Raw genomic sequence first — 21,758 nt, forward strand, 5'->3', positions numbered from 1 at the left:
TCTTGACCCCGAAAGCACGGTGGATATAGCTAAGTGTCTTCTTTTCTGAGGGGCGTATCACAATTATGTGCGGCATTGCTGGCTTCCTTGATCGCTCAACGCGCCATGGCGAGCTAGAACTCCGTGGTCGGGCCGCCGCCATGGGTAGAACCCTTCTGCATCGGGGCCCGGACGGCGGCGACGAATGGACCGACGCCGAGGCCGGCATTGCCCTCGCCCATCGCCGGCTTGCCATCGTCGATCTGTCGCCGGCCGGCCACCAGCCAATGGTTTCGGCCGACGGGCGGCTTGTGGTCTCCTACAATGGCGAGGTCTACAACGCGCCCGAACTCCGAGAGGAGCTGGAGGCCGCTGGTGTTGGTCCCTTCCGGGGACACTCGGACACGGAAGTCATCGTGGAGGGGTGCCGCCTTTGGGGCGTTGAGGCGACCGCGCGGCGCCTGATCGGCATGTTCGCCTTTGCCGTGTGGGACAAGGCGACCCGTTGCCTGTGGCTCGTGCGCGACCGCCTGGGCATCAAGCCACTGTACTGGGCCCACTTCGGCGGCCTGACCATCTTTGGGTCGGAACTCAAGGCGCTCCGCGCCCAGGCGGACTGGACACCGGAGATCGATCGCGCCGCCCTGGCCGCGTACATGCGCTATGGCTATGTCCCAAGTCCGGGGTCGATCTACAAGGGCGTCAACAAGCTGCCGCCTGGACATATTCTATGCGTCCGCCCCGATGCGGAGAAGCAACCGGAGCTTTCGGCGTTTTGGACGCTACGCGACACAGTCGCCGAAGCGGAGCGCAACCGACTGGACACCATCAGCGATTCCGAGGCGACGGATCGCCTGGAAGGCCTGCTAGGCGACGCCGTGCGCCGCCGCATGGTCGCCGATGTTCCGCTCGGCGCCTTCCTCTCCGGCGGCATCGACAGCTCGGTCGTGACAGCACTCATGCAGGCCGCCAGCGAGCGGCCGGTGCGTACCTTTACGATCGGGTTTGCCGAAAACGACTACAACGAGGCCCAGCACGCAAAGGCTGTTGCAGAGCACCTGGGAACCGAGCATACCGAGTTGTACATCTCGCCCGATGAGGCGCGCGACGTAATTCCCCGTTTGGCGCACGTGTACGACGAGCCCTTCGCCGACTCCAGTCAAATCCCCACGATACTTCTGTCCGCCATGACGCGCCAGCATGTGACCGTGGCCCTCTCCGGCGACGGCGGCGACGAATTGTTTGCCGGCTATACCCGATATGCTCTCACCTCGCGGATGTGGGATTCGCTTTCGCGCGTGCCGGCGCCCGTACGCGCCCTCGGTGCCGGCGGCATCCGCGCGGTCCCGCCGGCGACCTGGCAAAGGCTGTTCGACCTTCTGCCCGACCGCCTCCGCCCCTTCGCCGCCGGGGACCGGCTGCACAAGCTGGCCGGGCTTCTGCCGTTGCGGGATCGCGACGCCGTGTACCGTTACCTTATCAGCCAATGGCACGATCCGGCGGCGTTGTGCTTGGGGCAGGCGGAGGCCCTGACCACCGTGGATGATCCGGGCGGCGCCGGCGCGCCCGAAGACGTGGTGGAACGCCTCCAGTACCTGGACACCTTGACCTACCTGCCTGACGACATCCTCACCAAAGTAGACCGCGCGAGCATGGCCGCAAGTCTGGAGGCGCGCGTGCCCATCCTGGACCACCGCGTGGCGGCCTTTGCCTGGCAGCTTCCCGGCCACCTCAAGATGCGCGACGGGAAAGGGAAGTGGCTGCTGCGCGAGGTGCTGTATCGCCATGTTCCGCGCGAGCTTATCGAGCGGCCCAAAATGGGGTTCGGCGTCCCCATTGCCGAATGGCTGCGCGGCCCCTTGCGCGACTGGGCCGACGACCTGCTAAACCCCCGCCAGCTGGCTGAAGACGGCCTGCTGGACCCGGCACTGATTCGCGCCATATGGGACGAACATCAGTCGTGCCGCCGCAACTGGCAGTACAGACTTTGGGCTGTTTTGATGTTCCAGAGCTGGAAACGCGCGCAGGACGCTGGCGAAAATTCCTTGGAAAGAATTGCTTCATGACCAATGTCTCGCCGCCACGGTCAGGGGCCCGCCGGCTGCTGATCCTCGTGACCGAGGACTGGGCTTTCTGCTCGCATCGAATTGGTGTTGCGCGCGCTGCGCGGGATGCGGGGTGGGACGTACACGTCGCATGCCGCGTGAGAAACCATGGCGACCAAATTCGGGCAGAGGGATTGACCCTGCACCCTATTGGCATCAACCGCAGCAGCTTGAATCCGCTCCGCGAATTCGCAACGATCCGGGAATTGCGGAGGCTGTACCGCCGCGTACGGCCCGACGTGCTCCACCATGCGGCCCTAAAGCCCGTCCTTTACGGGACCCTCGCCGCCCGCTTGGCGGGGGTGAACAAGATCGTCAATGCCATGATTGGCATGGGTAGTGTCTTCTCGTCGTCCAAATTGGCCATGCGGCTGGCACGGCCGGGCGTCGTCAGCGCCTTCCGAATGTTGCTCAACGCACCGGGCAGCATGCTCGTGGTGCAGAATCAGGACGACGCGGACCTCTTTTTGTCGCGCGGCCTTGTGGCACCCGAGCGCCTGCGTCTCATACCGGGATCGGGCGTCGACACAGAGGCGTTCTCCGTCTGCCCCGAGCCGTCGAGAGACGGCCCCATAGTCGCGACCGTTGTCGCGCGGATGCTGTGGGACAAGGGCATAGGCGAAATGGTGGAGGCGGCTCGCCTGCTCCGTGCGCGTAATGTGCCGGTCAAGGTGTGCTTGGTCGGCGACAGGGATGGCGACAATCCCAACGCCATACCGATGACGACCTTGCAACAATGGCGGGCCGAGGGAATTGTCGACTGGCAGGGGCGGCGTGATGACATCGCGACTGTCTGGGCCGAAAGTCATATCGCGGTTCTGCCCAGTTACCGGGAGGGCATGCCGCGCAGCCTGCTGGAGGCCGCCGCATGCGGCAGGCCGCTCGTGACCACCGATGTTCCGGGCTGTCGCGCATTGGTGGACGACGGTATCAACGGCATTAAGGTTGCGCCCCGCGACCCGGAAGCACTCGCCGACGCCGTTGCCCGGTTGGCTGCGGACCCCACGTTGCGCCATAACCTTGGCGCGCGGGCGCGGCGGAGTGTCGAGACCACGTTCGGCGACCACGCCGTCCTTGGCGCGTTCCTGAGCCTCTACGATGAGGTAATGAACTGGCCGTCGACGACGGCATTAACCAATGCGGTCGGGGAACCAAGCGAGGATAGAGGCGCCGCCCGTCACGGACTTTGAACTGACAGATCCAACCGACTGAAAATAAGATTTCCGGATATTGCCGCGACTGCCGCCCCCCGACAGGCCATAATGCCTTCCCTCGTTCTCCGGCGCGGCCAGACCAAGCCGGGACCCCGCCGCGCAGTGCCCGGGCCGGCTGATCAATCCCCCGCTTCCCCAACCGGCCGTGGTGAGGGATGCGAATACCTCGGCCGACACCGCCTCTGTCATTGCACGAATATTGACTCTCCACGCCGCAGCCGCCCTTATGCTGACAGCCCGCGCTTGTACAGACAGGGCGGCCAGGTCGCCATGTGGATGGGCACAAACAAAATACCGTTAAACGTGTGGAGCGGAACTATGGAAGAGCCTCCTTCGGCCCCCAACCCTCAGCAGGCGCACTACGAGGCGATACACAGTGATTATGAAGCGCATTACTACGACGCGCCATCCATGGCCTATCGGCACCGCTTCATCTACCGGCCGCTATTTCAGGACCTTCCGCTGAACAATGCCTCCGTGGCCGACCTGGCGTGCGGCAGCGGCCACAACTCCATCGCCCTTAGGAGTTACTTCCCAACAGTAAAGACGACCGGATACGATATTTCTGATAACGCGTGCCGGGACTACGAGCGGCACACGGGTTTCCCGGCTCACATGGCCGACTTGACCCTCCCCATGCCTGTGACCGAGAGCTATGATGCGGCGCTGGTCATCGGCGGGCTTCACCATTGCGTGGCCGACCTGAAAACGTCGCTCGAGAACGTCGCCAAGATGGTGAAGCCGGGCGGCTTCTTCATGATGATGGAACCGAACGACGATTTCCTTATGAGCAATGTGCGCCGCGCCTGGTATCGTAAGGACAAATGGTTCGAGGCAGACACGGAGGAGGCCTTGAGGCATGATGCGCTTTTGGAGCTCGGGCAGCCGTATTTTGAGCGCCATCGGCTTACATACTTTGGGGGACCGGCGTTCTACGCCGTTCTCAACAGCCTGATCCTGCGCGTGCCGCTTAAAGCCAAGCCGGCCCTGTCCAAGATACTTTTTCCCGCGGAACGCCTATACGGTCTGCTGCCGGGACGGGCCCCCTACGCGGCATTCCTGGCGGTTTGGCGCCGCACAACCATAGAACCCGGGTAACGATCAGAGATGTTTACCGACAAGAGTATTCCGTTCCGGTTTATTTTAGGAGGTGCAAGCACAGCAGCGCTGTACGCGCTTATTATTATAGTGTCTGCTGAGGTCTTGAAGCTCCCACCGTCTGTCGCCGCTGGAATCTCGTATGTCATAGCAGTAATATATAACTATGTTTTCCATTACTACTTGACATACCGCACTGATCGACCCCATCGATCTTCGGCCCCCCGGTATATCCTTCTGGTTGCCGCACTTTTCCTGGCAAACGTCGGAGCGACTGCCTTGATCCCAAATTATTTCGATATCGGATACGGCATCGTTCAGGTCGCCTTGGGCCTACTGTTCGCAACAGCGACATTCTTCGGGCAGTTGCTGTGGTCATTCGCACGGACGACGCCCAGGTCGTAATTCAGGGGCCCGCGTTGGTGAGGCTTGAGCTATGACCAATCGTGGGTAACGGCATGATCAGGCGGCGGCGGATTGGTCGGCGTTCTTCACCTGAATGCCGTCGCGGAACCTGACACCCTTGATCACCTGGGGCAAGCGGTGAGCTATGACCAATCGTGGGTGACGGCATGATCAGGCGGCGGCGGATTGGTCGGCGTTCTTCACCTGAATGCCGTCGCGGAACCTGACACCCTTGATCACCTGGGGCAAGCGGTTGTTGCCCGACAGTCGGCGCCAGGTCTTGCTGGCGGCGGTGACCAGCTTGAAGACCATCGCCAGGGCGGTTTTGTGCGACAGGCAGCCCTTGGTGCGCACGGTGCGGTGCCGGACGGTGGCGAAGACGCTCTCGATGGGGTTTGAGGTTCGCACGTGCTGCCAGTGCTCGGCCGGGAAGTCGTAGAAGGCCAGCAGGGCGACGCGGCCCTTGGTCAGGCAGCCGACGGCCTGGGGGTACTTCGCGCCATACTTGGCCTCGAAGGTGTCCATGGCCGCCTCGGCTTCGGCGCGGCCGTCGGCCATCCAGATGGCGTGGAGATCCTCCTTGGCCGCCCTCTGGCGCGACTTCGGCAGCTTGTTGAGGACGTTAGCCGTCTTGTGCACCCAGCAGCGCTGATGGCGGGCGCCGGGATAAACCTCGTCGAGCGCCTTCCAGAACCCCAGCGCGCCGTCGCCGATGGCGAGCTTCGGCCCCTGGGCGAGGCCGCGCCCCTTGATGTCGTTGAGCAGTTCGCGCCAGCTCTGGGCGCTTTCGCGAAAGCCGGCCTGGAAACCGACCAATTCCTTCCGGCCTTCCGGCGTGGCACCTATGATGACGAGGATGCTCTGCTTCTCGTCTTCCATGCGGCCCTGGAGGTAGACGCCATCGGCCCAGATGTAGACGTACTGCCGGGCCGTCAGGTCGCGCTTGCGCCAGCGGTCGTATTCGGCCTGCCATTCCGCCGTAACCGTCTTCTGACGGCTGCCTTGGCGCCGACGTCCCGATAGTGCTGACTTCGTCGATCTTGGAGTGGATCGGCGGATGGAGCGAGTTGCTTATGGCCTACGATGGTAGTCAGCCTCCGGCGCGGCGACGGACATGGCCCCGGGCAGACAAGGAGCGGATGGTCAGAGAGGTTGCCGAGAGCGGCCTTTCGGTGGCCGCAGTGGCGCGGCGGAATGGTGTTCATCCCAGCGTCCTCGGGCGCTGGTGCCGGAAGACAGCTCCGGCCGCACCCGGCTTTCTGCCCGTCCAGGTGACGGCACCGGAGGAGGCGGCCGCTCGCGTGCCCGAGGAACCGTCTCCGGTCGAGATCGTGCTCACCAACGGGCGCCGCCTGATCGTGCCGGCCACCATCGCGCCACCCCGGTTGCGGACGCTGGTCGCGGCCCTGGAGGGGGCATGATCGCCGTTCCGCCGGGCGTGCGTGTCTACCTGGCGCTCGGCCGGACCGACATGCGAAAGGGCATGCCCGGCCTCGCCATGCTGGTGCAGGAGGTCCTGAAGAAGGACCCGTTCTCGGGGCACCTGTTCGTCTTCCGCGGGCGGCGTGGCGACCTGGTCAAGATCCTCGCCTGGGACGGCCAGGGCTTCTGCCTGTTCACCAAGCGGCTGGAGAAGGGACGCTTCGTCTGGCCGTCGGCGGAGGGCGGCGTGGCGGCGCTGACGCCGGCCCAGTTGAGCATGCTGATCGAGGGCATCGACTGGCGCATGCCGACGCGGACATGGCGGCCGGAGACAGCCGGCTGACGAGCCCCGGAAGGCGCCGAAATCCTTGGTTTTTAGGGCTTCTGCGGCTAGAATCCGGCCATGCCTTCCGCACCGTCTTCCCAGCTTCCCGACGACGTCGAGGCCCTGCGGGCGATCATCGCCGCGCAGGCCGAGGAACTGGCCGCGGCCAGGGCCGGCCTGACCGCCAAGGCGCTGGAAGTCGAGAAGCTGAAGGTGCAACTCGCCCGCCTGCGGCGGATGACGTTCGGGCGATCGTCGGAGAAGCTGTCCCGCGAGATCGAACAGCTCGAACTGGCCCTGGAGGACCTGGAGGCCGAAGCGGCCGAAGCGGCCGAAGCAGAGGATGAAGCGCCGCCGGAGCCGACCGAGGCCGACGCCCCGGACCAGCCTGCCGCGCGCCGTCGCCGCGCCCTACCGGAGCATCTGCCGCGCGACGAGGTCCGTCATGATCCCGCCGACGACTGCCCGGCCTGCGGCGGCGCCATGCACACGGTGGGCGAGGACGTGACCGAGATCCTCGACTACGTGCCCGGCCGTTTCCGGGTGATCCGCCATGTCCGTCCGGCGCTGTCGTGCCGGACGTGCGAGAGCATGGTGCAGACGCCGATGCCGTCCCTGCCGGTGGCGCGCGGCCTGCCGTCGCCGGCCCTGCTGTCGCATGTCCTGGTGTCGAAATACTGCGACCACCTGCCGCTGTACCGCCAGAGCCAGATCTACGCCCGCGAGGGCGTGACGCTGCCCCGGGCGCTGCTGGCGGGCTGGGTCGGCAGGACGGCCGCCCTGGTGGCGCCGCTGGTCGAGGCGATTGGCCGCCACGTGCGCGCCGGCGACGCCTTGCACGCCGACGACACGCCGGTGCCGGTGCTCAGCCCGGGCGCCGGCAAGACCCGGCAGGCGCGACAATGGGTCTATCTGCGCGACGAACGTCCCCATGCCGGCCCGGCGCCGCCGGCCGTGCTTTACCGCTACACGCCCGACCGCAAGGGCATCCATCCGCAGACCGAGTTGCAGGGCTTTCGCGGCCTTCTGCACGCCGACGGCTATGCCGGTTTCAACAAGCTGTACGAGCCGGGAGAGGACGGCGTCGCGTCCGTGCAGGAGGTGGCATGCTGGGCCCATGTGCGGCGCAAGATCCACGACGTCCATGCGGCGACAGGATCACCCATCGCCGCCCGGGCCCTGGAACTGATCGGCGCGTTGTTCGACGCCGAGCGTCGGATCACCGGCCGCCCGGCCGACGAGCGCCTGCGCGTGCGCCAGGCACAGAGCCTGCCCCGGCTGGAGGCGGTGAAGACCTTCTTCGACACCAGCCTCCGCAAGCTGCCGGGCAAGAGCGATCTGGCGGCCGCCTTGCGATACGCCCTGACGCGCTGGCCGGCGCTGACCCGCTACGCGGGCGATGGCCGCTGCGAGATCAGCAACAACGCCGCCGAACGCGCTATCCGCCCGCTGGCCCTGGGCCGGAAGAACTACCTCTTCGCTGGCTCCGACGCCGGCGGCCACCGGGCAGCGGCCGTCTACACGCTGATCGAGACCGCGAGGCTCAACGGCCTCGACCCGCAGATCTATCTCACCCAGGTGCTGACCCGCATCGCCGACCACCCAATCAACCGGATCGACGACCTGCTGCCGTGGAACATCGGGCAGCCAAACGACGACCAGAAAGCCGCTTGAGCGTCAACAATCGGCCGCCGCAGCCGCTGGAAGACGCTTACATTCCGCCTTCAGGCGGCTGATCACCTGCGGCGACAGGCCGGGCGCCTCCTTGCCAAGCAGCGCCTCCAGGGCGTCCTGGAAGTCGCCACTCGACAGGCCGCGCAGGTAGAGCGTCGGCAGGACGGCGTCGATGGACCGCGTGCGTCGGGCGAACCGCGGCAGGATGGCAGAGGTGAAGCGAATGCGGCCTTCTCCATCGGCGCCACGGTCCCGCACCTTCGGCCGTCGCACGGGAACGGGGCCGATGCCCGTCAGGATCTCGCGCTCCGGGCCGTGGCCGTGACGGACCAGGCGCCGCCGGCCGTCTTCCGTCGTCAGGTGTTCATGCTCGGCAAGCATGGCCGCGACCTCGGCCTCCACGGCTTGCGCCAAAAGCTGCCGCGCCCCGGCACGCAGAACCTCGGTCAGCGGATCGTCGGTTTCCCCTGGCTGGCGCAGGGCGACAACGGTATCGTCGGTCATGGCGTATCACTCCCTTGTTGGAGATGTGGAAGGCGTAAGACACCTCCACGATACGCCACCCCCTTCTCAGGCTGTCACCCACTTTCCGCCATAGCTCGACCCCACCAACCCTGGCCGCCATGCTTCGACTGCCGCCGTCATAGATCGACGCCAACGCCAGCAACCGGCGTGTCTGGTTCCCATCGCTCGAGGCCTTCGCAAGCCGTCGTAGCGCCGAGCCGTCGAAGTCGCCGCGCAGAGGGACTGGAGCCGCCATGACAAACCTCCCGTTGGATTGCCAGGGGAATCACGTCAGAGCCCATTGGTTCCTTAGTCGGCCCTGAAAAACGCCGAAGGCATTGAAATCCGGGGATTCCCAGGCGGGGCCAAATATCGGAAAATGCAGGGAATCGCCCCGTGACCCGCTGATTTCTGGTGTCCGCCGGTAAGACCGACCTGTTCCGCGAGCGTCTGGACAACATCATCAACCCGCGCCATTCGCTGGTGCGTCTGGCCGGGGTGGTGCCCTGGGATCGGTTTGATGATGCCTTCGGCGGGTTTTTCAAGCCTGTCGGGCGGAAGGCGAAGCCGACCCGGCTGATGGTCGGCCTCCACTATCTGAAGCACATCCACGACCTGTCCGACGAGGAGGTGGTGGAGCGGTGGGTGGAAAATCCCTATTGGCAGCATTTCTGCGGGTTTGAGTTCTTCCAGCACGAGCCGCCCATCGACGCCAGCACGATGACGCGCTGGCGCAAGCGCATCGGCCCGGAAGGCATGGAGGAGGTCCTGAGGGCCACGGTGGAGGCCGCACTGCGGGCGGGGGCGGCGAAGCCGTCGTCGCTGGAGCGCGTCAGCGTGGACACCACCGTGCAGCCCAAGGCCATCGCGCACCCGACGGACAGCCGCTTGTACCTCCGCGCCTTGCAGACCCTGGTCCGCCAGGCGAAGCGCCATGGCATCGTGCTGCGGCAGAGCTACACCCGGCTGGCGAAGCGGGCCTCCATCAAGGCCGGCCGCTATGCCCATGCCCGGCAGTTTCGCCGCATGCGCCGCGAGCTGAAGCGGCTGCGCACCTTCCTCGGGCGCGTGTATCGCGACGTGGGCCGTAAGATTGCCGGCGACGACCTGCTGGAAGGGCGTTTCGCCCACCTGCTTGGCCTGGTCGAACGGCTGCTGGCCCAGAAGCCCAAGGACAAGAACAAGCTCTACGCCCTGCATGCGCCGGAGGTGGTCTGCATCTCCAAGGGCAAGGCCCGCACACCCTACGAGTTCGGCTGCAAGGTCGGCATCGCCGCCACCAACCGCGAGGGCCTCGTGGTCGCCGCGAAGGCCTTCGAGGGAAATCCCTACGACGGCCACACCCTGGCCGCCACCGTGGCGCAGGCGACGGCGCTGTCCGGCGTCGAGCCCGAGCGGGTGTACGTGGACAAGGGCTACCGCGGCCACGACTACAAGGGCGCGGCCTCCGTCATGATCGCGGGCCGAAGCCGTGGCCTGACGCCGACCATGAAGCGCGAGTTGAAACGCAGATCGAGCATCGAGGCCAACATCGGCCACATGAAGAACGAGGGAAGGCTTGATCGGAACTGGCTGCTCGGACACGCTGGCGACGCCATCAACGCCCTCCTTGCGGCCGCCGCCCACAATCTGCGCCTTGCCATCAACGCCCTGGCGCTTTTGCTTGCCTGGATTCTGGCAAGCCGCCCCTCGGCCCATGCAAAATCGGATACTTGGCCCGCGACCCTGACCCCTGGCGCATCAACCGCTTAGCCGTTTTTCAGGGCCGACTACTTATCATCTCGCCGCAAACTGGGCGACCGTGCCAGTTTGCGCAAGGTAGACGGCCATGGCGCCCAATCGGGCGTAAGCGTCCAACCATGGCCGCTGACAAACGACCTTCCGCTATGAAACCGGAAGGCCGATGTCGCCAGCGGCCGAGCCGCATGGCGCCGTTTGACGCTTCCTGCCCTCCGGCTGGTTAAGGATCAATCAAGAATGCGCTGTTTTCATGCAGAAGCATCGGGTTCGGCGCCATGATCGTATTGTCAGTGAGCATGCCATTCGAATGCTCGAGCGTTTGGATGCCGGCATGCTGGTGATCGCTCTCAACAACGATCTCGTTCGAAACGATGCTCCAGTTTCTGCCGGAAATCCTGGCCCCATCGCCGTTTAGTGCCGTTATTCTGTTGTCTAACAGAACAGTATTCTCTGCCCGGGAGAATGAAGCCAGGGCAGCCTTCCGCTCCTCTGTAGGCGAATGGGTGAGGTCAGCGTGAATATTGTTTTTTTCTATGACTGTTCTTCGTGGAGAATACTCTCCTTTGTCGAAGAGAATGCAGCAGTTGTATAACGCCTTGATATCGTTTGACAGAATCTTGTTGTTATGTCCAGCAAGATAGATGCCGACCGCCCGATCGGCATCAATGGTGTTCTGCGCGATGAGATTGGAGTTGGCCGGTCCATAGCCGGAGACTGTCGATATGGCGGAGCCATATCCGCCTGTCACCGTGTTTCTCGCGACAATGTTGTGGTCAGCGTCTTTATAAAGAAGAATGCCGTTCGATGAGAAATGGTATGCTCCGGTAGACAGGCAAGTGTTGTCAACGATTAAGTTATTCGTTGCTCCGTTTGACAGTTCTATGTAGTCACCGAAGTCGGTGACGCTGCATTGCTTTACAACGCAGCGTGCGCTTTTTCCGGTGAGCCATATTCCATAGCCATGCCCTTCCGTTACGCTTACTCTTTCGACGGAACTGTTGGCTACGTTCCAAAATGTTACTCCGTTAATTCTTGCGTCGCGCGACCCTTCTTGCCACCCAAAGCCATTGCACCGAATGGTCACGTCAGAGATGGCAATGTTACTATTCCCCTTCTTCCAGTTTGCGTTCGTAAAGACGTGTGTCCGGTCTTCCGTTTGTTGCATAACTGAAATAATGGTGTCTTGGCCGGCACCCTTCAGCGTTACATTTGACGGGATTTTCAGCGAGTTGACCTTTCGGTCGAACTTGATGTGCCAAACCCCCTCAGGCACATGAACCGTTCCGCCGCCGATTTCAGCGGCGTGTTCCAGAGCGGCTTGGAACGCGCTCAGATTGTCCCTACCAGGGTCGGGCGCCGCCCCGAAGTCAGTTACGAGAAGATTGTTCTTGGCGCGGGAATCGACTGGAACGAGGAAGAGGGCGCTTGCGGCGCCTCCTCCGAGTAAGAGGTTACGACGTGACAGCATCGGGGCTTCCTAAAATTCTTTACCGTTACTTGCTGAAGCTTTGGAGTCGCAAGAGGGGGAATCGACTGCGCCGTTGACTGGCGTCGCCGGCCGGCGCGTCAGCCCCAGCACCATAATGAGAGGCATCCAGAAGAAGAGCCAGTTTTCCTCGGGCGATCGCACAATGGAGCTCATATCGGTCAATCCGGCGACGGCTGGTAGCGTGACTAGGGCAAGCAGCAGCGCGCGCTGACGGCTATCTCTGGCGCGGAAGGCGCGCCACGCCATGCTGCCCAGCAGTGCGACCACCAGTAACAGGCCGATGGTCCCCCCATAATACAGCGCCGAGATATATAAACTGTGGGGAAAGCTCCATTGCTCCGAGAAGGCGATGCCATTCGCGATTCCCAACCCCAGTATTGGCTGTTCGCTGACCCGCTCCAGTGCGATACTCCAGATTTCCATCCGGAAAGACGAACGCTGCAGGTTCTGTTGTGCCGTGGACAGGATATCGTGCAGCGGTCCCGGCAAGCCCAATTCGGCAACGGGCGGCATTTGAAGGAGCAGCAGCGCCGCGCATGCCCCGGCCACTCCGACGGACAGTATGGCCGCGACTCCGAGCCGTGATCCGATGGCGCAAGCATAAACCAGTAGCGCAATGCTCCAGGTAAGAAGCGGTCCGCGGCTGCCCGTAAGATAGACGAAGATACTGACGAGAGTTACGGTGGCGATACCCAGGAATATCGACCGTCTGGTATTGTCACGATTGAGCAGGGGCAGAGCCAGGAGCCCTGCAAAGATCATGACATTGGCCCCCAGAATGGGGTGTCGGGTCTCTGCCCAACCGGTAAGGCGTGCGTCCGCCCCCTCAACAAGGTAACGCGTGATGGAAATGCAGGCGTTCATCATCGCCGCCACCGGGACACCAAGAAGCAGGCGTTGTCTCCAGGCGTCTGATGAATGCGTGAAAACAGCCACTCCCGCGACGATGAACAGAGACGAGGCCGCCCAGCCCGCCAGGGCGTCTCCAACCAACCCGGCGGACGTCTCCACGCTCCAAAGGGTGCTGGCGGCGAACCATGTTGTGGCGGCCAGCGCCAGCCACAGGCCCTTGTCCCGGAGCCAGTCCTGAGTCCGCTCACGCCATGCCATCCAGAGCGTTAGTGGCACGATTATCGCGTAGAAGGGGAAGGCCCATGTGGGTGTGGGCCGAACCAGATAGCCAGAGATAATGAAGATGGTGAATACCGCGACAAGCGTGCCGGGGTGGCCGATAACTCTTAGCGCGCCCATCGGAAAGCCCAGGGATCCACGGATTCATACATTACGTCGATCATGTACGCCGAGATACGTGTGGCATCGAACATTGTGCGGTAGGCCCGCCAACCGGCTTCCGCCACGCGGCGGCGCGTCGCATCGTCGGCGCGGAAAGCCGCGATTCGTTGCAACAGTTCATCCTCGGTTGAATAAAATCCCAGTTCGGACTCATCAAAGAGCTCACCATAACCCGTGGCGCGGTCAATGAAGGTTAGCAGGCCGCTCCCGCACAGGTGCGCCATGCGATCGGAGGTGTACAGATGGACGTCGTTGCGGCGGCTGAGGTTGAGGCCCATCGCGGCGCTTGAAAGGGCGATTTCGTACGGTCGGCCGAATTTCCGCGGCGCGCCGTTGACGCCGGGCAGGTCGCAGCGCAGGTCAGGCATCCGTTCATGGATCCGATCCGCGATCTCGTTGCCGCAGGTCATGCGCCCGGCGTGAAAGCGCTCTTGCGTGCCAAGTCCCGCCGGGAAAAACAGGTCATGCGGTAGCGCCTCACGGTCCATCTCGAAGCAACGGGCGCGTTCGATGGAGGGGTCGACGGGGTTGGGAAGAAAGGCCACGCGATGACTGTCGGCCGCCAAATCCCGCAGCATCGATCCGGCGGTTGAGACGAACGTCCAGTCGACGAGGTCGATCTTGCTGTTGATGCGCGCCACGTTGTCCGCCTCGAAGAGCGGGTCGACATTCCACTGCGCGAGTATCGCCTGTGGCAATTTTTCTCGCAGAGCCTCTAATGTCTGGCGCCGAATGGTGTCGGCGTGTCCGAACAGGATGAGGTCCGGGTGGTAATCCTGGGCGACTTCAAGCAGCGTCCTGTTGACGCCACCGATTCCTGCCTTCGTGGTCCTGAAGATGGTCGATGCGCGTGCGATGTCGCGGTCGCTGAAGTTGAGCACGAAGTGGCCGGCCCGGACCAGGCCGTTGCTCAACTTGAAAGACACGCCGAAGTGGCCGGCACCCTTGGCGCGGAGCATCAGGTTGGCAACATGCAGAATTCTTAGGTGTCGCATTAGAGCTCAAGCCCCGGGGCTGCGGACGTTTTCGGCGGGCGAGGCCGCTGTTCGCGCTTGAGAAGGTCAAGCACAGCCGCCTCGACCGCCGTGGGCGTGAGGCTCTCCATGAGGGACCCCGTCGTAGCCACGTCGAAATCGGGTCTGCGCATGTAATCCTTCCACTCCTTGAACGTCTCGGGTGTGCGCACACTGACGGCATGATTCGACCAGGGGGCGTAACAGCGATCGTCCGTCGGCCCAAAAAGACCCACCGTTGGGACACCAGCGGTGGCGGCCATGTGCATCAGACCGCTGTCGTTGCCGATATACAGGTGGCAGCGCCCAAGCACGGCTTGCACTACCAGCAAATGAGCATCGCCGATGAGGTTTAGGCACCTGTCGCCCAACGCGGCGGCCAGTGGCGCGGCGGCTTCGCGTTCGTGCGGGGCGCCAAGCAGAGCGACGCTAGCGCCGTCAAAGGCGCCGCCAGGGCCCGTAAGGCGCTCCACCAAATCCTTCCAGTAGGCGATGGGCCACGTCTTGCCGGGCCAATTCGCGGTGGGTCCAAGCCCCAGAACCATTTTCCCGTCGGGAATGATCTTGCGAGCGGCGGCCTCGTCCTCGGGCCGGACACAAACGCGCGGTGGGGGAGGGTTTTCCTGCAGTCCGACGAGGCTTGCGTTCATTGCCACGCGATGGACCCTCCGGTCCTTCGGCAACACGTGCCGGTGGCGGGCCCAGAGCAGCCAGGGCAGGGCGGAGCGCCGCATGTCGACGACGCGCCACCAGCGTCGGGTCACTGTCTGCTTCCATATCTCACGCCAGTGGCCGCCGCGCTTGCGCTTGCGCACCGTGAGCAGCCGGTCGAGGTTTGGGAGGCCCTCGAAAAGTTGCGCGGGTACCTGGCCCGTGACGACGGTGACGCGAAGGTCAGGTTCCTGGACAAGCAAGTGATTCAGGACGCCCGTAGAGAGCACAGCATCGCCGATTTGATTTGACGTGATGAACAGGAGGCGGCGAGGGCGGGACATATCGGTGCTCAAGGCATTCTTTCAGCGTTCGGACGGCCGTTGTCGCGGGGCGGATGCCGTATTGCCCCGCACCCGATCCACGCGCACTTAGCGCAGGCAGGTTGTGCGGAGCCCGGCGCTTGACCGGCTGGGAACGACGCGGCCGAATCATGCACGAAGTCGCCCGCTGTGCAAGCAGAATGCGCCGCCTGCTACCGCGTCCGAGTCCATTGTTCGGGGCAGGGGCGCCGTTGCCGCGGGCCGATGCTCGACGCGTCGCCGGTTATGGGCGTCCGGCCCGAATCCAGGTCAACAGAAAGCCGCCGCAGACCAGGGAGACCAGGATCAGGGCGCCCGTGAGGGCGATGGGGATGTACCCGCTCGCGGCGGCTATGGCACAGCCGATGAGCCCGATGTTCAAGAGAGCCACCGCCGTGCTCGCGATGTCGTGGCCCACGCCCCCGCGCGTCGCGAGCTGATAGAAGTGGCTGCGATGTGGGGTCCACGGTTTCTCGCCCCGCGCCGTCCGGCGCAGGAGAGTGAACGTGGCGTCCACCAAATAGTACAGCGCCAGGATGACGGCGGCGGCCAAGTGGCCGGTGGCAGCCAGCGCGATCAGCAGGAATCCCACCGCGTAGCCCAGCGGCACGCTGCCCACGTCGCCCATGAACAGGCGGGCGGGATGCCAGTTCCACAGCAGGAACCCCATGGCTGCCGCCATCAGCACGATCCCTGGCACCAGAAAACCCTCCGGCACGAGTCCGACCAGCGCCAGGAGGGCAAGCCCGCCGCCGATGGAGCCCGTTTCGACCCCCGTAATGCCGTCGATGCCGTCCATGAAGTTGTAGAGGTTGACGAACCACAGCCAGCCCAGTCCGGCCAGCGTGTGGTCGAGCCACAGAGGCACGGCACCGCCCAGCACCAACGCCTCGGCGGGAAGCAGCGTAATGCCCAGCGCCACGGCGGCGGCCTGCATAGCCAAGCGCGGTAACGGTGGAAGCGGGCGCCGGTCATCAATCCAGGACACCGCCGCAAGCACTACGGCCGCCGCCAAAATGGAAACCGTCACCCACGGCGCTCCCAGGGGGGCAGGCGCCCCCGCCGCCAGCGCCAGCGTCCACATGCCGACAACCAGTGGCACCACCGCTAGTCCGCCGCCGCGCGGGGTCGGCAGCGCGTGGCTCGAGCGTTCGTTGGGCCGGTCGAGAATTTGGCGCAGGCGCAGCCAGGCTAGAACGCTGCCGGTCAGGAAGACGCTAGCGCAGGCGGTTACCGCGAAGAGGGGCAGGGCGAAGGCGTCAGTCATGGCGCAGGATGATGCACGGCAACTGCTGTTCTGCAAGTGGATCCGGGCGTCGCAGCAGTTTTTTTCCGCTTCTGGTGTGATGGCCCGGGCACCGCAGGCTACTCTACGAGGTTCTACGTGGTGCTGAAGGCGTCAGACGCTGGCATCTATCATGCTGCCGAGCGCGGCGTGATCGGTGCCAGTGCAGGAGGTAAGCGCTGCCTGCTCCAAGACCTTCACAATCTCACCGCCCGCCACCCCTGATGCGCAGCTGGTCACTTTCGACGGCGAAGTGTTCGAGTGGCAGGTGGTGATGACGCGCGCCATGGTGCACGGCCTTTCGACGCCGACCGCCGTCGTGCGGGCCGTGGGAGGGCGGGAGTCGCACGTCGACCTGCGCACCATCTTCAAGAAAGATGCGCCCTCGCTCGAGCGCCTTGCCGCAGTCCTCGTCGTCCCGGACGACAATGGCCTGCTGACATTAAATAGTCGGCCCTGAAAAACGGCTAAGCGGTTGATGCGCCAGGGGTCAGGGTCGCGGGCCAAGTATCCGATTTTGCATGGGCCGAGGGGCGGCTTGCCAGAATCCAGGCAAGCAAAAGCGCCAGGGCGTTGATGGCAAGGCGCAGATTGTGGGCGGCGGCCGCAAGGAGGGCGTTGATGGCGTCGCCAGCGTGTCCGAGCAGCCAGTTCCGATCAAGCCTTCCCTCGTTCTTCATGTGGCCGATGTTGGCCTCGATGCTCGATCTGCGTTTCAACTCGCGCTTCATGGTCGGCGTCAGGCCACGGCTTCGGCCCGCGATCATGACGGAGGCCGCGCCCTTGTAGTCGTGGCCGCGGTAGCCCTTGTCCACGTACACCCGCTCGGGCTCGACGCCGGACAGCGCCGTCGCCTGCGCCACGGTGGCGGCCAGGGTGTGGCCGTCGTAGGGATTTCCCTCGAAGGCCTTCGCGGCGACCACGAGGCCCTCGCGGTTGGTGGCGGCGATGCCGACCTTGCAGCCGAACTCGTAGGGTGTGCGGGCCTTGCCCTTGGAGATGCAGACCACCTCCGGCGCATGCAGGGCGTAGAGCTTGTTCTTGTCCTTGGGCTTCTGGGCCAGCAGCCGTTCGACCAGGCCGAGCAGGCGGGCGAAACGCCCTTCCAGCAGGTCGTCGCCGGCGATCTTACGGCCCACGTCGCGATACACGCGCCCGAGGAAGGTGCGCAGCCGCTTCAGCTCGCGGCGCATGCGGCGAAACTGCCGGGCATGGGCATAGCGGCCGGCCTTGATGGAGGCCCGCTTCGCCAGCCGGGTGTAGCTCTGCCGCAGCACGATGCCATGGCGCTTCGCCTGGCGGACCAGGGTCTGCAAGGCGCGGAGGTACAAGCGGCTGTCCGTCGGGTGCGCGATGGCCTTGGGCTGCACGGTGGTGTCCACGCTGACGCGCTCCAGCGACGACGGCTTCGCCGCCCCCGCCCGCAGTGCGGCCTCCACCGTGGCCCTCAGGACCTCCTCCATGCCTTCCGGGCCGATGCGCTTGCGCCAGCGCGTCATCGTGCTGGCGTCGATGGGCGGCTCGTGCTGGAAGAACTCAAACCCGCAGAAATGCTGCCAATAGGGATTTTCCACCCACCGCTCCACCACCTCCTCGTCGGACAGGTCGTGGATGTGCTTCAGATAGTGGAGGCCGACCATCAGCCGGGTCGGCTTCGCCTTCCGCCCGACAGGCTTGAAAAACCCGCCGAAGGCATCATCAAACCGATCCCAGGGCACCACCCCGGCCAGACGCACCAGCGAATGGCGCGGGTTGATGATGTTGTCCAGACGCTCGCGGAACAGGTCGGTCTTACCGGCGGACACCAGAAATCAGCGGGTCACGGGGCGATTCCCTGCATTTTCCGATATTTGGCCCCGCCTGGGAATCCCCGGATTTCAATGCCTTCGGCGTTTTTCAGGGCCGACTAAATAGCCCTGCGGTCATCGAGCGCGCCGTCAAGCGGCAGATCCAGGAAAAGACCTTCACCGTCGCAATTCTCTTCATCCGCTACCTGTTTTGGCGCGAGGACATGACGGAGGGACAGCACATTCAGACTTTGCGGGACCTGCATGTAGCGCGACAATTAGGAAGGCCGGTGGGCGTCAACTACGATGGCCGGTCGCCGTGATGGGATGACGATGGTGGCGCCGCGCAGCGGCGCCGGCAAGTCTAATTGTCGCCGGTCTCCGATGTAGTTGTCGCCGGGCGACAATTATCCGCGTCGGTAGTTGTCGCGGATGGTGCGGCGTCCCTGCCGACCGCGGTTCGGCGCCGGTAGCTCTCGACGTTCAACTCGAAGATCGTGGCGTGGTGGACCAGCCTGTCGATGGCGGCGATGGTCATGGCCTTGTCAGGAAAGATCCGGTCCCACTGGCCGAACGGCTGGTTGGCCGTGATCAAGAGCGACCGTCGCTCGTAGCGGGCGGCGATCAACTCGAACAGGACGCTGGTCTCGGCCTGGCTCTTTTCGACGTAGGACAGGTCGTCGAGGATCAGCAGGTCGTACTTGTCCAGCTTGTCGATGGCGCTCGCCAGGGCGAGGTCCTGCCGGGCCGTCTGGAGGCGCTGGACGAGATCGGTCGTCCTGGTGAACAGGACGCGGAACCCGTTGTCGATGAGCGTGTGGCCGAGGGCGGCGCTGAGGTGGGTCTTCCCGCCGCCGGGCGGACCGAAGAACAGCAGGTTCTTGCCCTGGTCCAGCCAGCCGTCGCCGGCAGCGAGCGCCATGACGTGGGCCTTGCTGACCATCGGCACCGCCGAGAAGTCGAAGGTGTCGAGGGTCTTGCCCGAAGGCAGCCTGGCCGCCACGAGGTGCCGCTGGATGCGCCGGCGCTCCCGTTCCGCGAGTTCGAGTTCAGCCAGCGTCGCCAGGAAACGGCTGGCGGGCCAGCCTTCCATGTCGGCGCGCTCGGCGAATTCCTCCCAGAACTGCTTGATGGTCGGCAGCCGCAACTCGGTGAGGAGCAGCGGCAGCTTGGCGATGTCAACCGAGATGCTCATCGGCCGGCTCCCGCGACGAGGATGTCGTAATCCGATGCCGACGGCAGCGCCACCGTCACGTTCGGGATCGTGCCGCCGCTAACCGGGAAGGTCATCCGCAGAAGGGCCAGGTCGGGAAGCCGTCCGTGGTCGAGATCCTCGCCCAGTCGCCGTGCCAGATCCGCCTCGCAGCCGGCGTCGTGCGCCAGGGCCAGTAGGCCGACCATGGTCCGGCAGGCGACGCGCGGGTCCATGGAGGCCATCATGGCATCCCAGGCCCGCCGGTATTCGGTCCGGGGGAACAGGTGGTCCCGGTAGACCAGGTTCTGGAAGGCCTGGGGCTTGCGTCGCAAGCTGTGGATGACGTGGCGGTAGTTGACGACGTAGCCATGGCCGTTGCCGGAGGGCGCGCGACCGCGTGGCAGGGTCAGAACGGGGGTGCCGCCGAGGAAGCCTTCAAGCCGGTCGTCGTGGATGCGCAGGCGGAGATGGTGGCCGATGAACTGCGACGGCGCCGTGTAAAAGACCCGGCGCAGGACGAAGCCGCCGGCGCTGGTCACCAGCACCCGGGCCTCTTCGTAATCCATCGTCCGGCGCGGCGGCAGGCTGCGGAGAACCGGCTTCTCGACGGCCAGCATCTCGCGGCGACGGGCATTGGCCCGCCCCACCACCTCGGCGACGAAGCGGCGGTAGGCCTCCAGATCAGGGAAGTCCCGGCTCCCGCGCAGCAGAAGGGCCTGGTCGAGAGCCCTCTTGAGGTGGCCGTTCCGGCTCTCGATAGCGCCGTTCTCGTGGGCGACGCCGCGGTTGTTGCGGCTCGCGACCATGCCGTAGTGGTCACAGAGACCTTGATGACGCTCCGTCATGTCCCGGGCGGCCTCCTTGTCGAGGTTCCGGAAGGCAGCCGACAGGCTGTCGGTGCGATGTTCGGCCGGGACACCGCCGAGGGACCACAGGGCGTTCTGGAGACCGGCGGCCAAGGCGATGAAGCTCTCGCCGCCCAGCACCACCTCGGCGTACTCCCAGCCCGAGTAGGCCAGGGTGAAATGGTAGAGCCGGTGCGCGAGCGGCGCCCCGTTGATGATCACCGCCAGCTCGGCGGCATCGGTGAAGTCCGACAAGGCCATCCGGCCGGGCGGGTTGGCCTGGCGAAAGATGACCTCCTTCTCCGGCCCCTTCAGCGCGCGCCATTCCCGAATCCGGCGCTCCAGGGTCCGCCGGCGCGACGGCCAATTCTGATCCGGATAGCGCCGCTCCAGCTCCTCGAAGATGGTGACCGCCTTCAGGCCGGGCGCGCCCTCCAGCATCGGCAGGATGTCCGTCTCCCAGACGTCCTCCAGCGGATCCTCGCGGGTGCGCCAGTGGCGATGATCCCGTTTCTGGGAAGGAAGGCGCGGGTCCCGGTCGATCCGCCGGGCCGTCCTCTCGCTGAACCCGGCCTTCGCGGCCGCGACTCGCTGCGTGTGTTGTCCTCGGTGCTTCATGTAGAGTTTCACCTGATGGTCCGTGATGTGGGTTCCAGGCACCGGCGGTCTCTTCTTGGTCGTTGAGAACCGCCAGTGTCTCCCATCACGGCCGTCGGCGGGGTCTATGAAGACCGCGCACCGCAGGGGGCGACCTCCGGCCGGGCTACGCCCGCCCTACGGTCACCCCCTGCGGCCATCGTAATTGTCGGCAGAGCGGCCATCCTGGTTGTCGCTGGGCACCTGCAGGTGGTTCTGAGAGCTTCTGAGACAAAGGGAGGCCAGCCCCGACGCTTCACAAAGAAGCTTTGGATCCCAAAGCTGCAGCCCTGATCTTGCTTGGGGGTCTGTGCCGTGGTCAGCGGCTTGCGGCACAGACCGGAAGGTTACGGCACCGCCCTCGCCGCCCATCTACGGCCTGCATAAGAGTTCGCATGGATCCGGTCCTATGCCGGCGAACAGGTTTTTCGATGGCGATTTCCCTAACCAATGGCTACATCACGGTCATGATGTGAAGGAGAAAGCCATGAAAACGGTCTGCTTTGTTTTGAGCGAGCGTGCCGCAGCGACAGTAAAAACGATCCAAGGGGCACTCGCTGTAGAGACGCAGTCGGACGTTTTTCGGAACGTCATTCGGGGTGAGATCACCCGGCACGACGCGTCGGCAGTGCTGCCGCGTGCCGGTGCCGTACCAGGTATGGAAGCCTTCCAGTCGCCATTGGTTGCGGCAGCTATGCCGATTGTCGACGCGTTGGGGAATGATGACTGCCGCCAT

18 protein-coding genes and 3 pseudogenes are annotated in these 21,758 nt (G+C 64.5%); 9 read left to right on the plus strand and 12 right to left on the minus strand.

Features of this window, described 5'->3' with window-relative positions:
• The first annotated feature begins 65 nt into the window (after positions 1-65).
• The 4 genes from asnB to LG334_RS08450 all read left to right on the plus strand — a co-directional run bounded on the left by asnB (position 66) and on the right by LG334_RS08450 (position 4,801).
• Positions 66-2,045, plus strand: a complete 1,980-nt coding sequence (gene asnB, locus LG334_RS08435) for an asparagine synthase (glutamine-hydrolyzing) (RefSeq protein ID WP_404385128.1) — start codon at positions 66-68, stop codon at positions 2,043-2,045.
• The gene (locus LG334_RS08440; protein WP_404385130.1) at positions 2,042-3,274 is read left to right on the plus strand and encodes a glycosyltransferase family 4 protein; all 1,233 of its coding nucleotides are present in this window, start codon (positions 2,042-2,044) and stop codon (positions 3,272-3,274) included. The genes asnB and LG334_RS08440 overlap by 4 nt, the downstream gene beginning before the upstream one ends.
• A 342-nt stretch (positions 3,275-3,616) precedes the next feature.
• Positions 3,617-4,396 (plus strand): class I SAM-dependent methyltransferase, encoded by a 780-nt coding sequence (locus LG334_RS08445; protein WP_404385132.1) that lies wholly within the window; start codon positions 3,617-3,619, stop codon positions 4,394-4,396.
• A gap of 9 nt (positions 4,397-4,405) precedes the next feature.
• Positions 4,406-4,801, plus strand: a complete 396-nt coding sequence (locus LG334_RS08450) for a GtrA family protein (RefSeq protein WP_404385134.1) — start codon at positions 4,406-4,408, stop codon at positions 4,799-4,801.
• 171 nt (positions 4,802-4,972) lie between these two features.
• On the opposite strand, the pseudogene LG334_RS08455 reads toward LG334_RS08450, so the two are convergent.
• Positions 4,973-5,785 (minus strand): annotated as a pseudogene (locus LG334_RS08455) (IS256 family transposase); the annotation flags it as partial.
• Between the two features lie 155 nt (positions 5,786-5,940).
• Here LG334_RS08455 and tnpA point away from each other — a divergent pair.
• From tnpA to tnpC, 3 genes are read left to right on the plus strand one after another with little or no spacing between them, the layout of a single operon-like run.
• Positions 5,941-6,222 carry an IS66 family insertion sequence element accessory protein TnpA gene (tnpA, locus tag LG334_RS08460; RefSeq protein ID WP_404379507.1) on the plus strand — a complete coding sequence of 94 codons (282 nt, stop codon included), beginning with the start codon at positions 5,941-5,943 and terminating at the stop codon, positions 6,220-6,222.
• The gene (gene tnpB / locus LG334_RS08465; RefSeq protein ID WP_404379667.1) at positions 6,219-6,566 is read left to right on the plus strand and encodes an IS66 family insertion sequence element accessory protein TnpB; all 348 of its coding nucleotides are present in this window, start codon (positions 6,219-6,221) and stop codon (positions 6,564-6,566) included. The genes tnpA and tnpB overlap by 4 nt, the downstream gene beginning before the upstream one ends.
• Before the next feature lie 60 nt (positions 6,567-6,626).
• On the plus strand, positions 6,627-8,222 hold the full coding sequence (tnpC, locus tag LG334_RS08470) for an IS66 family transposase (RefSeq protein WP_404379499.1): 1,596 nt from the start codon (positions 6,627-6,629) through the stop codon (positions 8,220-8,222).
• 45 nt (positions 8,223-8,267) lie between these two features.
• On the opposite strand, the pseudogene LG334_RS08475 reads toward tnpC, so the two are convergent.
• A pseudogene (locus LG334_RS08475) lies at positions 8,268-8,726 on the minus strand (transposase); the annotation flags it as partial.
• A 91-nt stretch (positions 8,727-8,817) separates the two neighbouring features.
• Positions 8,818-8,982, minus strand: a pseudogene (locus LG334_RS08480) (IS630 family transposase); the annotation flags it as partial.
• Positions 8,983-9,140: 158 nt separating this feature from the next.
• Between LG334_RS08480 and LG334_RS08485 the strand changes: the two are divergent.
• Positions 9,141-10,478 carry an IS5 family transposase gene (locus tag LG334_RS08485; protein WP_404385071.1) on the plus strand — a complete coding sequence of 446 codons (1,338 nt, stop codon included), beginning with the start codon at positions 9,141-9,143 and terminating at the stop codon, positions 10,476-10,478.
• A gap of 208 nt (positions 10,479-10,686) precedes the next feature.
• On the opposite strand, the gene LG334_RS08490 is transcribed toward LG334_RS08485, so the two are convergent.
• The 5 genes from LG334_RS08490 to LG334_RS08510 all read right to left on the minus strand — a co-directional run bounded on the left by LG334_RS08490 (position 10,687) and on the right by LG334_RS08510 (position 16,541).
• Positions 10,687-11,934 carry a right-handed parallel beta-helix repeat-containing protein gene (locus tag LG334_RS08490; RefSeq protein WP_404385136.1) on the minus strand — a complete coding sequence of 416 codons (1,248 nt, stop codon included), beginning with the start codon at positions 11,932-11,934 and terminating at the stop codon, positions 10,687-10,689.
• 9 nt (positions 11,935-11,943) lie between these two features.
• Entirely contained in the window at positions 11,944-13,206 is a 1,263-nt protein-coding gene (locus LG334_RS08495) for an O-antigen ligase family protein (protein WP_404385138.1), read from the minus strand.
• Positions 13,194-14,207, minus strand: coding sequence for a glycosyltransferase (locus LG334_RS08500; protein WP_404385140.1), 1,014 nt, complete (start codon positions 14,205-14,207; stop codon positions 13,194-13,196). Before LG334_RS08500 ends, LG334_RS08495 begins: the two co-directional genes overlap by 13 nt.
• Positions 14,208-14,242: 35 nt before the next feature.
• Positions 14,243-15,268, minus strand: coding sequence for a glycosyltransferase family 9 protein (locus LG334_RS08505; protein WP_404385142.1), 1,026 nt, complete (start codon positions 15,266-15,268; stop codon positions 14,243-14,245).
• Positions 15,269-15,518: 250 nt separating this feature from the next.
• A complete protein-coding gene (locus tag LG334_RS08510; RefSeq protein ID WP_404385144.1) occupies positions 15,519-16,541 on the minus strand; it encodes a glycosyltransferase family 4 protein in 1,023 nt (340 codons plus the stop codon).
• Between the two features lie 181 nt (positions 16,542-16,722).
• Here LG334_RS08510 and LG334_RS08515 point away from each other — a divergent pair, with 181 nt between their 5' ends.
• On the plus strand, positions 16,723-17,019 hold the full coding sequence (locus LG334_RS08515) for a hypothetical protein (protein WP_404385146.1): 297 nt from the start codon (positions 16,723-16,725) through the stop codon (positions 17,017-17,019).
• Positions 17,020-17,026: 7 nt separating this feature from the next.
• Here LG334_RS08515 and LG334_RS08520 read toward each other — a convergent pair whose 3' ends face one another.
• The 4 genes from LG334_RS08520 to LG334_RS08535 all read right to left on the minus strand — a co-directional run bounded on the left by LG334_RS08520 (position 17,027) and on the right by LG334_RS08535 (position 21,758).
• Positions 17,027-18,364, minus strand: a complete 1,338-nt coding sequence (locus LG334_RS08520) for an IS5 family transposase (protein WP_404385148.1) — start codon at positions 18,362-18,364, stop codon at positions 17,027-17,029.
• 346 nt (positions 18,365-18,710) lie between these two features.
• Positions 18,711-19,541, minus strand: coding sequence for an IS21-like element helper ATPase IstB (istB, locus tag LG334_RS08525; RefSeq protein WP_404379162.1), 831 nt, complete (start codon positions 19,539-19,541; stop codon positions 18,711-18,713).
• Entirely contained in the window at positions 19,538-21,004 is a 1,467-nt protein-coding gene (gene istA, locus LG334_RS08530) for an IS21 family transposase (protein WP_404379163.1), read from the minus strand. Before istA ends, istB begins: the two co-directional genes overlap by 4 nt.
• A 472-nt stretch (positions 21,005-21,476) precedes the next feature.
• The gene (locus LG334_RS08535) at positions 21,477-21,758 is read right to left on the minus strand and encodes a hypothetical protein (protein ID WP_404385150.1); all 282 of its coding nucleotides are present in this window, start codon (positions 21,756-21,758) and stop codon (positions 21,477-21,479) included.

It is taken from the genome of Caenispirillum salinarum (assembly GCF_044803115.1).
In the GTDB taxonomy this organism is placed as follows: Bacteria; Pseudomonadota; Alphaproteobacteria; order Rhodospirillales; family Rhodospirillaceae; genus Caenispirillum; species Caenispirillum salinarum_A.

Bases quoted from the DNA above. Each gene is read 5' to 3' on its own strand.
- LG334_RS08495 (WP_404385138.1), bottom strand. From the start codon at position 13,206: ATGGGCGCGCTAAGAGTTATCGGCCACCCCGGCACGCTTGTCGCGGTA.
- tnpC (WP_404379499.1), top strand. From the start codon at position 6,627: ATGCCTTCCGCACCGTCTTCCCAGCTTCCCGACGACGTCGAGGCCCTG.
- LG334_RS08445 (WP_404385132.1), top strand. From the start codon at position 3,617: ATGGAAGAGCCTCCTTCGGCCCCCAACCCTCAGCAGGCGCACTACGAG.
- asnB (WP_404385128.1), top strand. From the start codon at position 66: ATGTGCGGCATTGCTGGCTTCCTTGATCGCTCAACGCGCCATGGCGAG.
- LG334_RS08535 (WP_404385150.1), bottom strand. From the start codon at position 21,758: ATGGCGGCAGTCATCATTCCCCAACGCGTCGACAATCGGCATAGCTGC.
- tnpA (WP_404379507.1), top strand. From the start codon at position 5,941: ATGGTCAGAGAGGTTGCCGAGAGCGGCCTTTCGGTGGCCGCAGTGGCG.
- LG334_RS08510 (WP_404385144.1), bottom strand. From the start codon at position 16,541: ATGACTGACGCCTTCGCCCTGCCCCTCTTCGCGGTAACCGCCTGCGCT.
- tnpB (WP_404379667.1), top strand. From the start codon at position 6,219: ATGATCGCCGTTCCGCCGGGCGTGCGTGTCTACCTGGCGCTCGGCCGG.
- LG334_RS08490 (WP_404385136.1), bottom strand. From the start codon at position 11,934: ATGCTGTCACGTCGTAACCTCTTACTCGGAGGAGGCGCCGCAAGCGCC.
- istA (WP_404379163.1), bottom strand. From the start codon at position 21,004: ATGAAGCACCGAGGACAACACACGCAGCGAGTCGCGGCCGCGAAGGCC.
- LG334_RS08440 (WP_404385130.1), top strand. From the start codon at position 2,042: ATGACCAATGTCTCGCCGCCACGGTCAGGGGCCCGCCGGCTGCTGATC.
- istB (WP_404379162.1), bottom strand. From the start codon at position 19,541: ATGAGCATCTCGGTTGACATCGCCAAGCTGCCGCTGCTCCTCACCGAG.
- LG334_RS08500 (WP_404385140.1), bottom strand. From the start codon at position 14,207: ATGCTCCGCGCCAAGGGTGCCGGCCACTTCGGCGTGTCTTTCAAGTTG.
- LG334_RS08450 (WP_404385134.1), top strand. From the start codon at position 4,406: ATGTTTACCGACAAGAGTATTCCGTTCCGGTTTATTTTAGGAGGTGCA.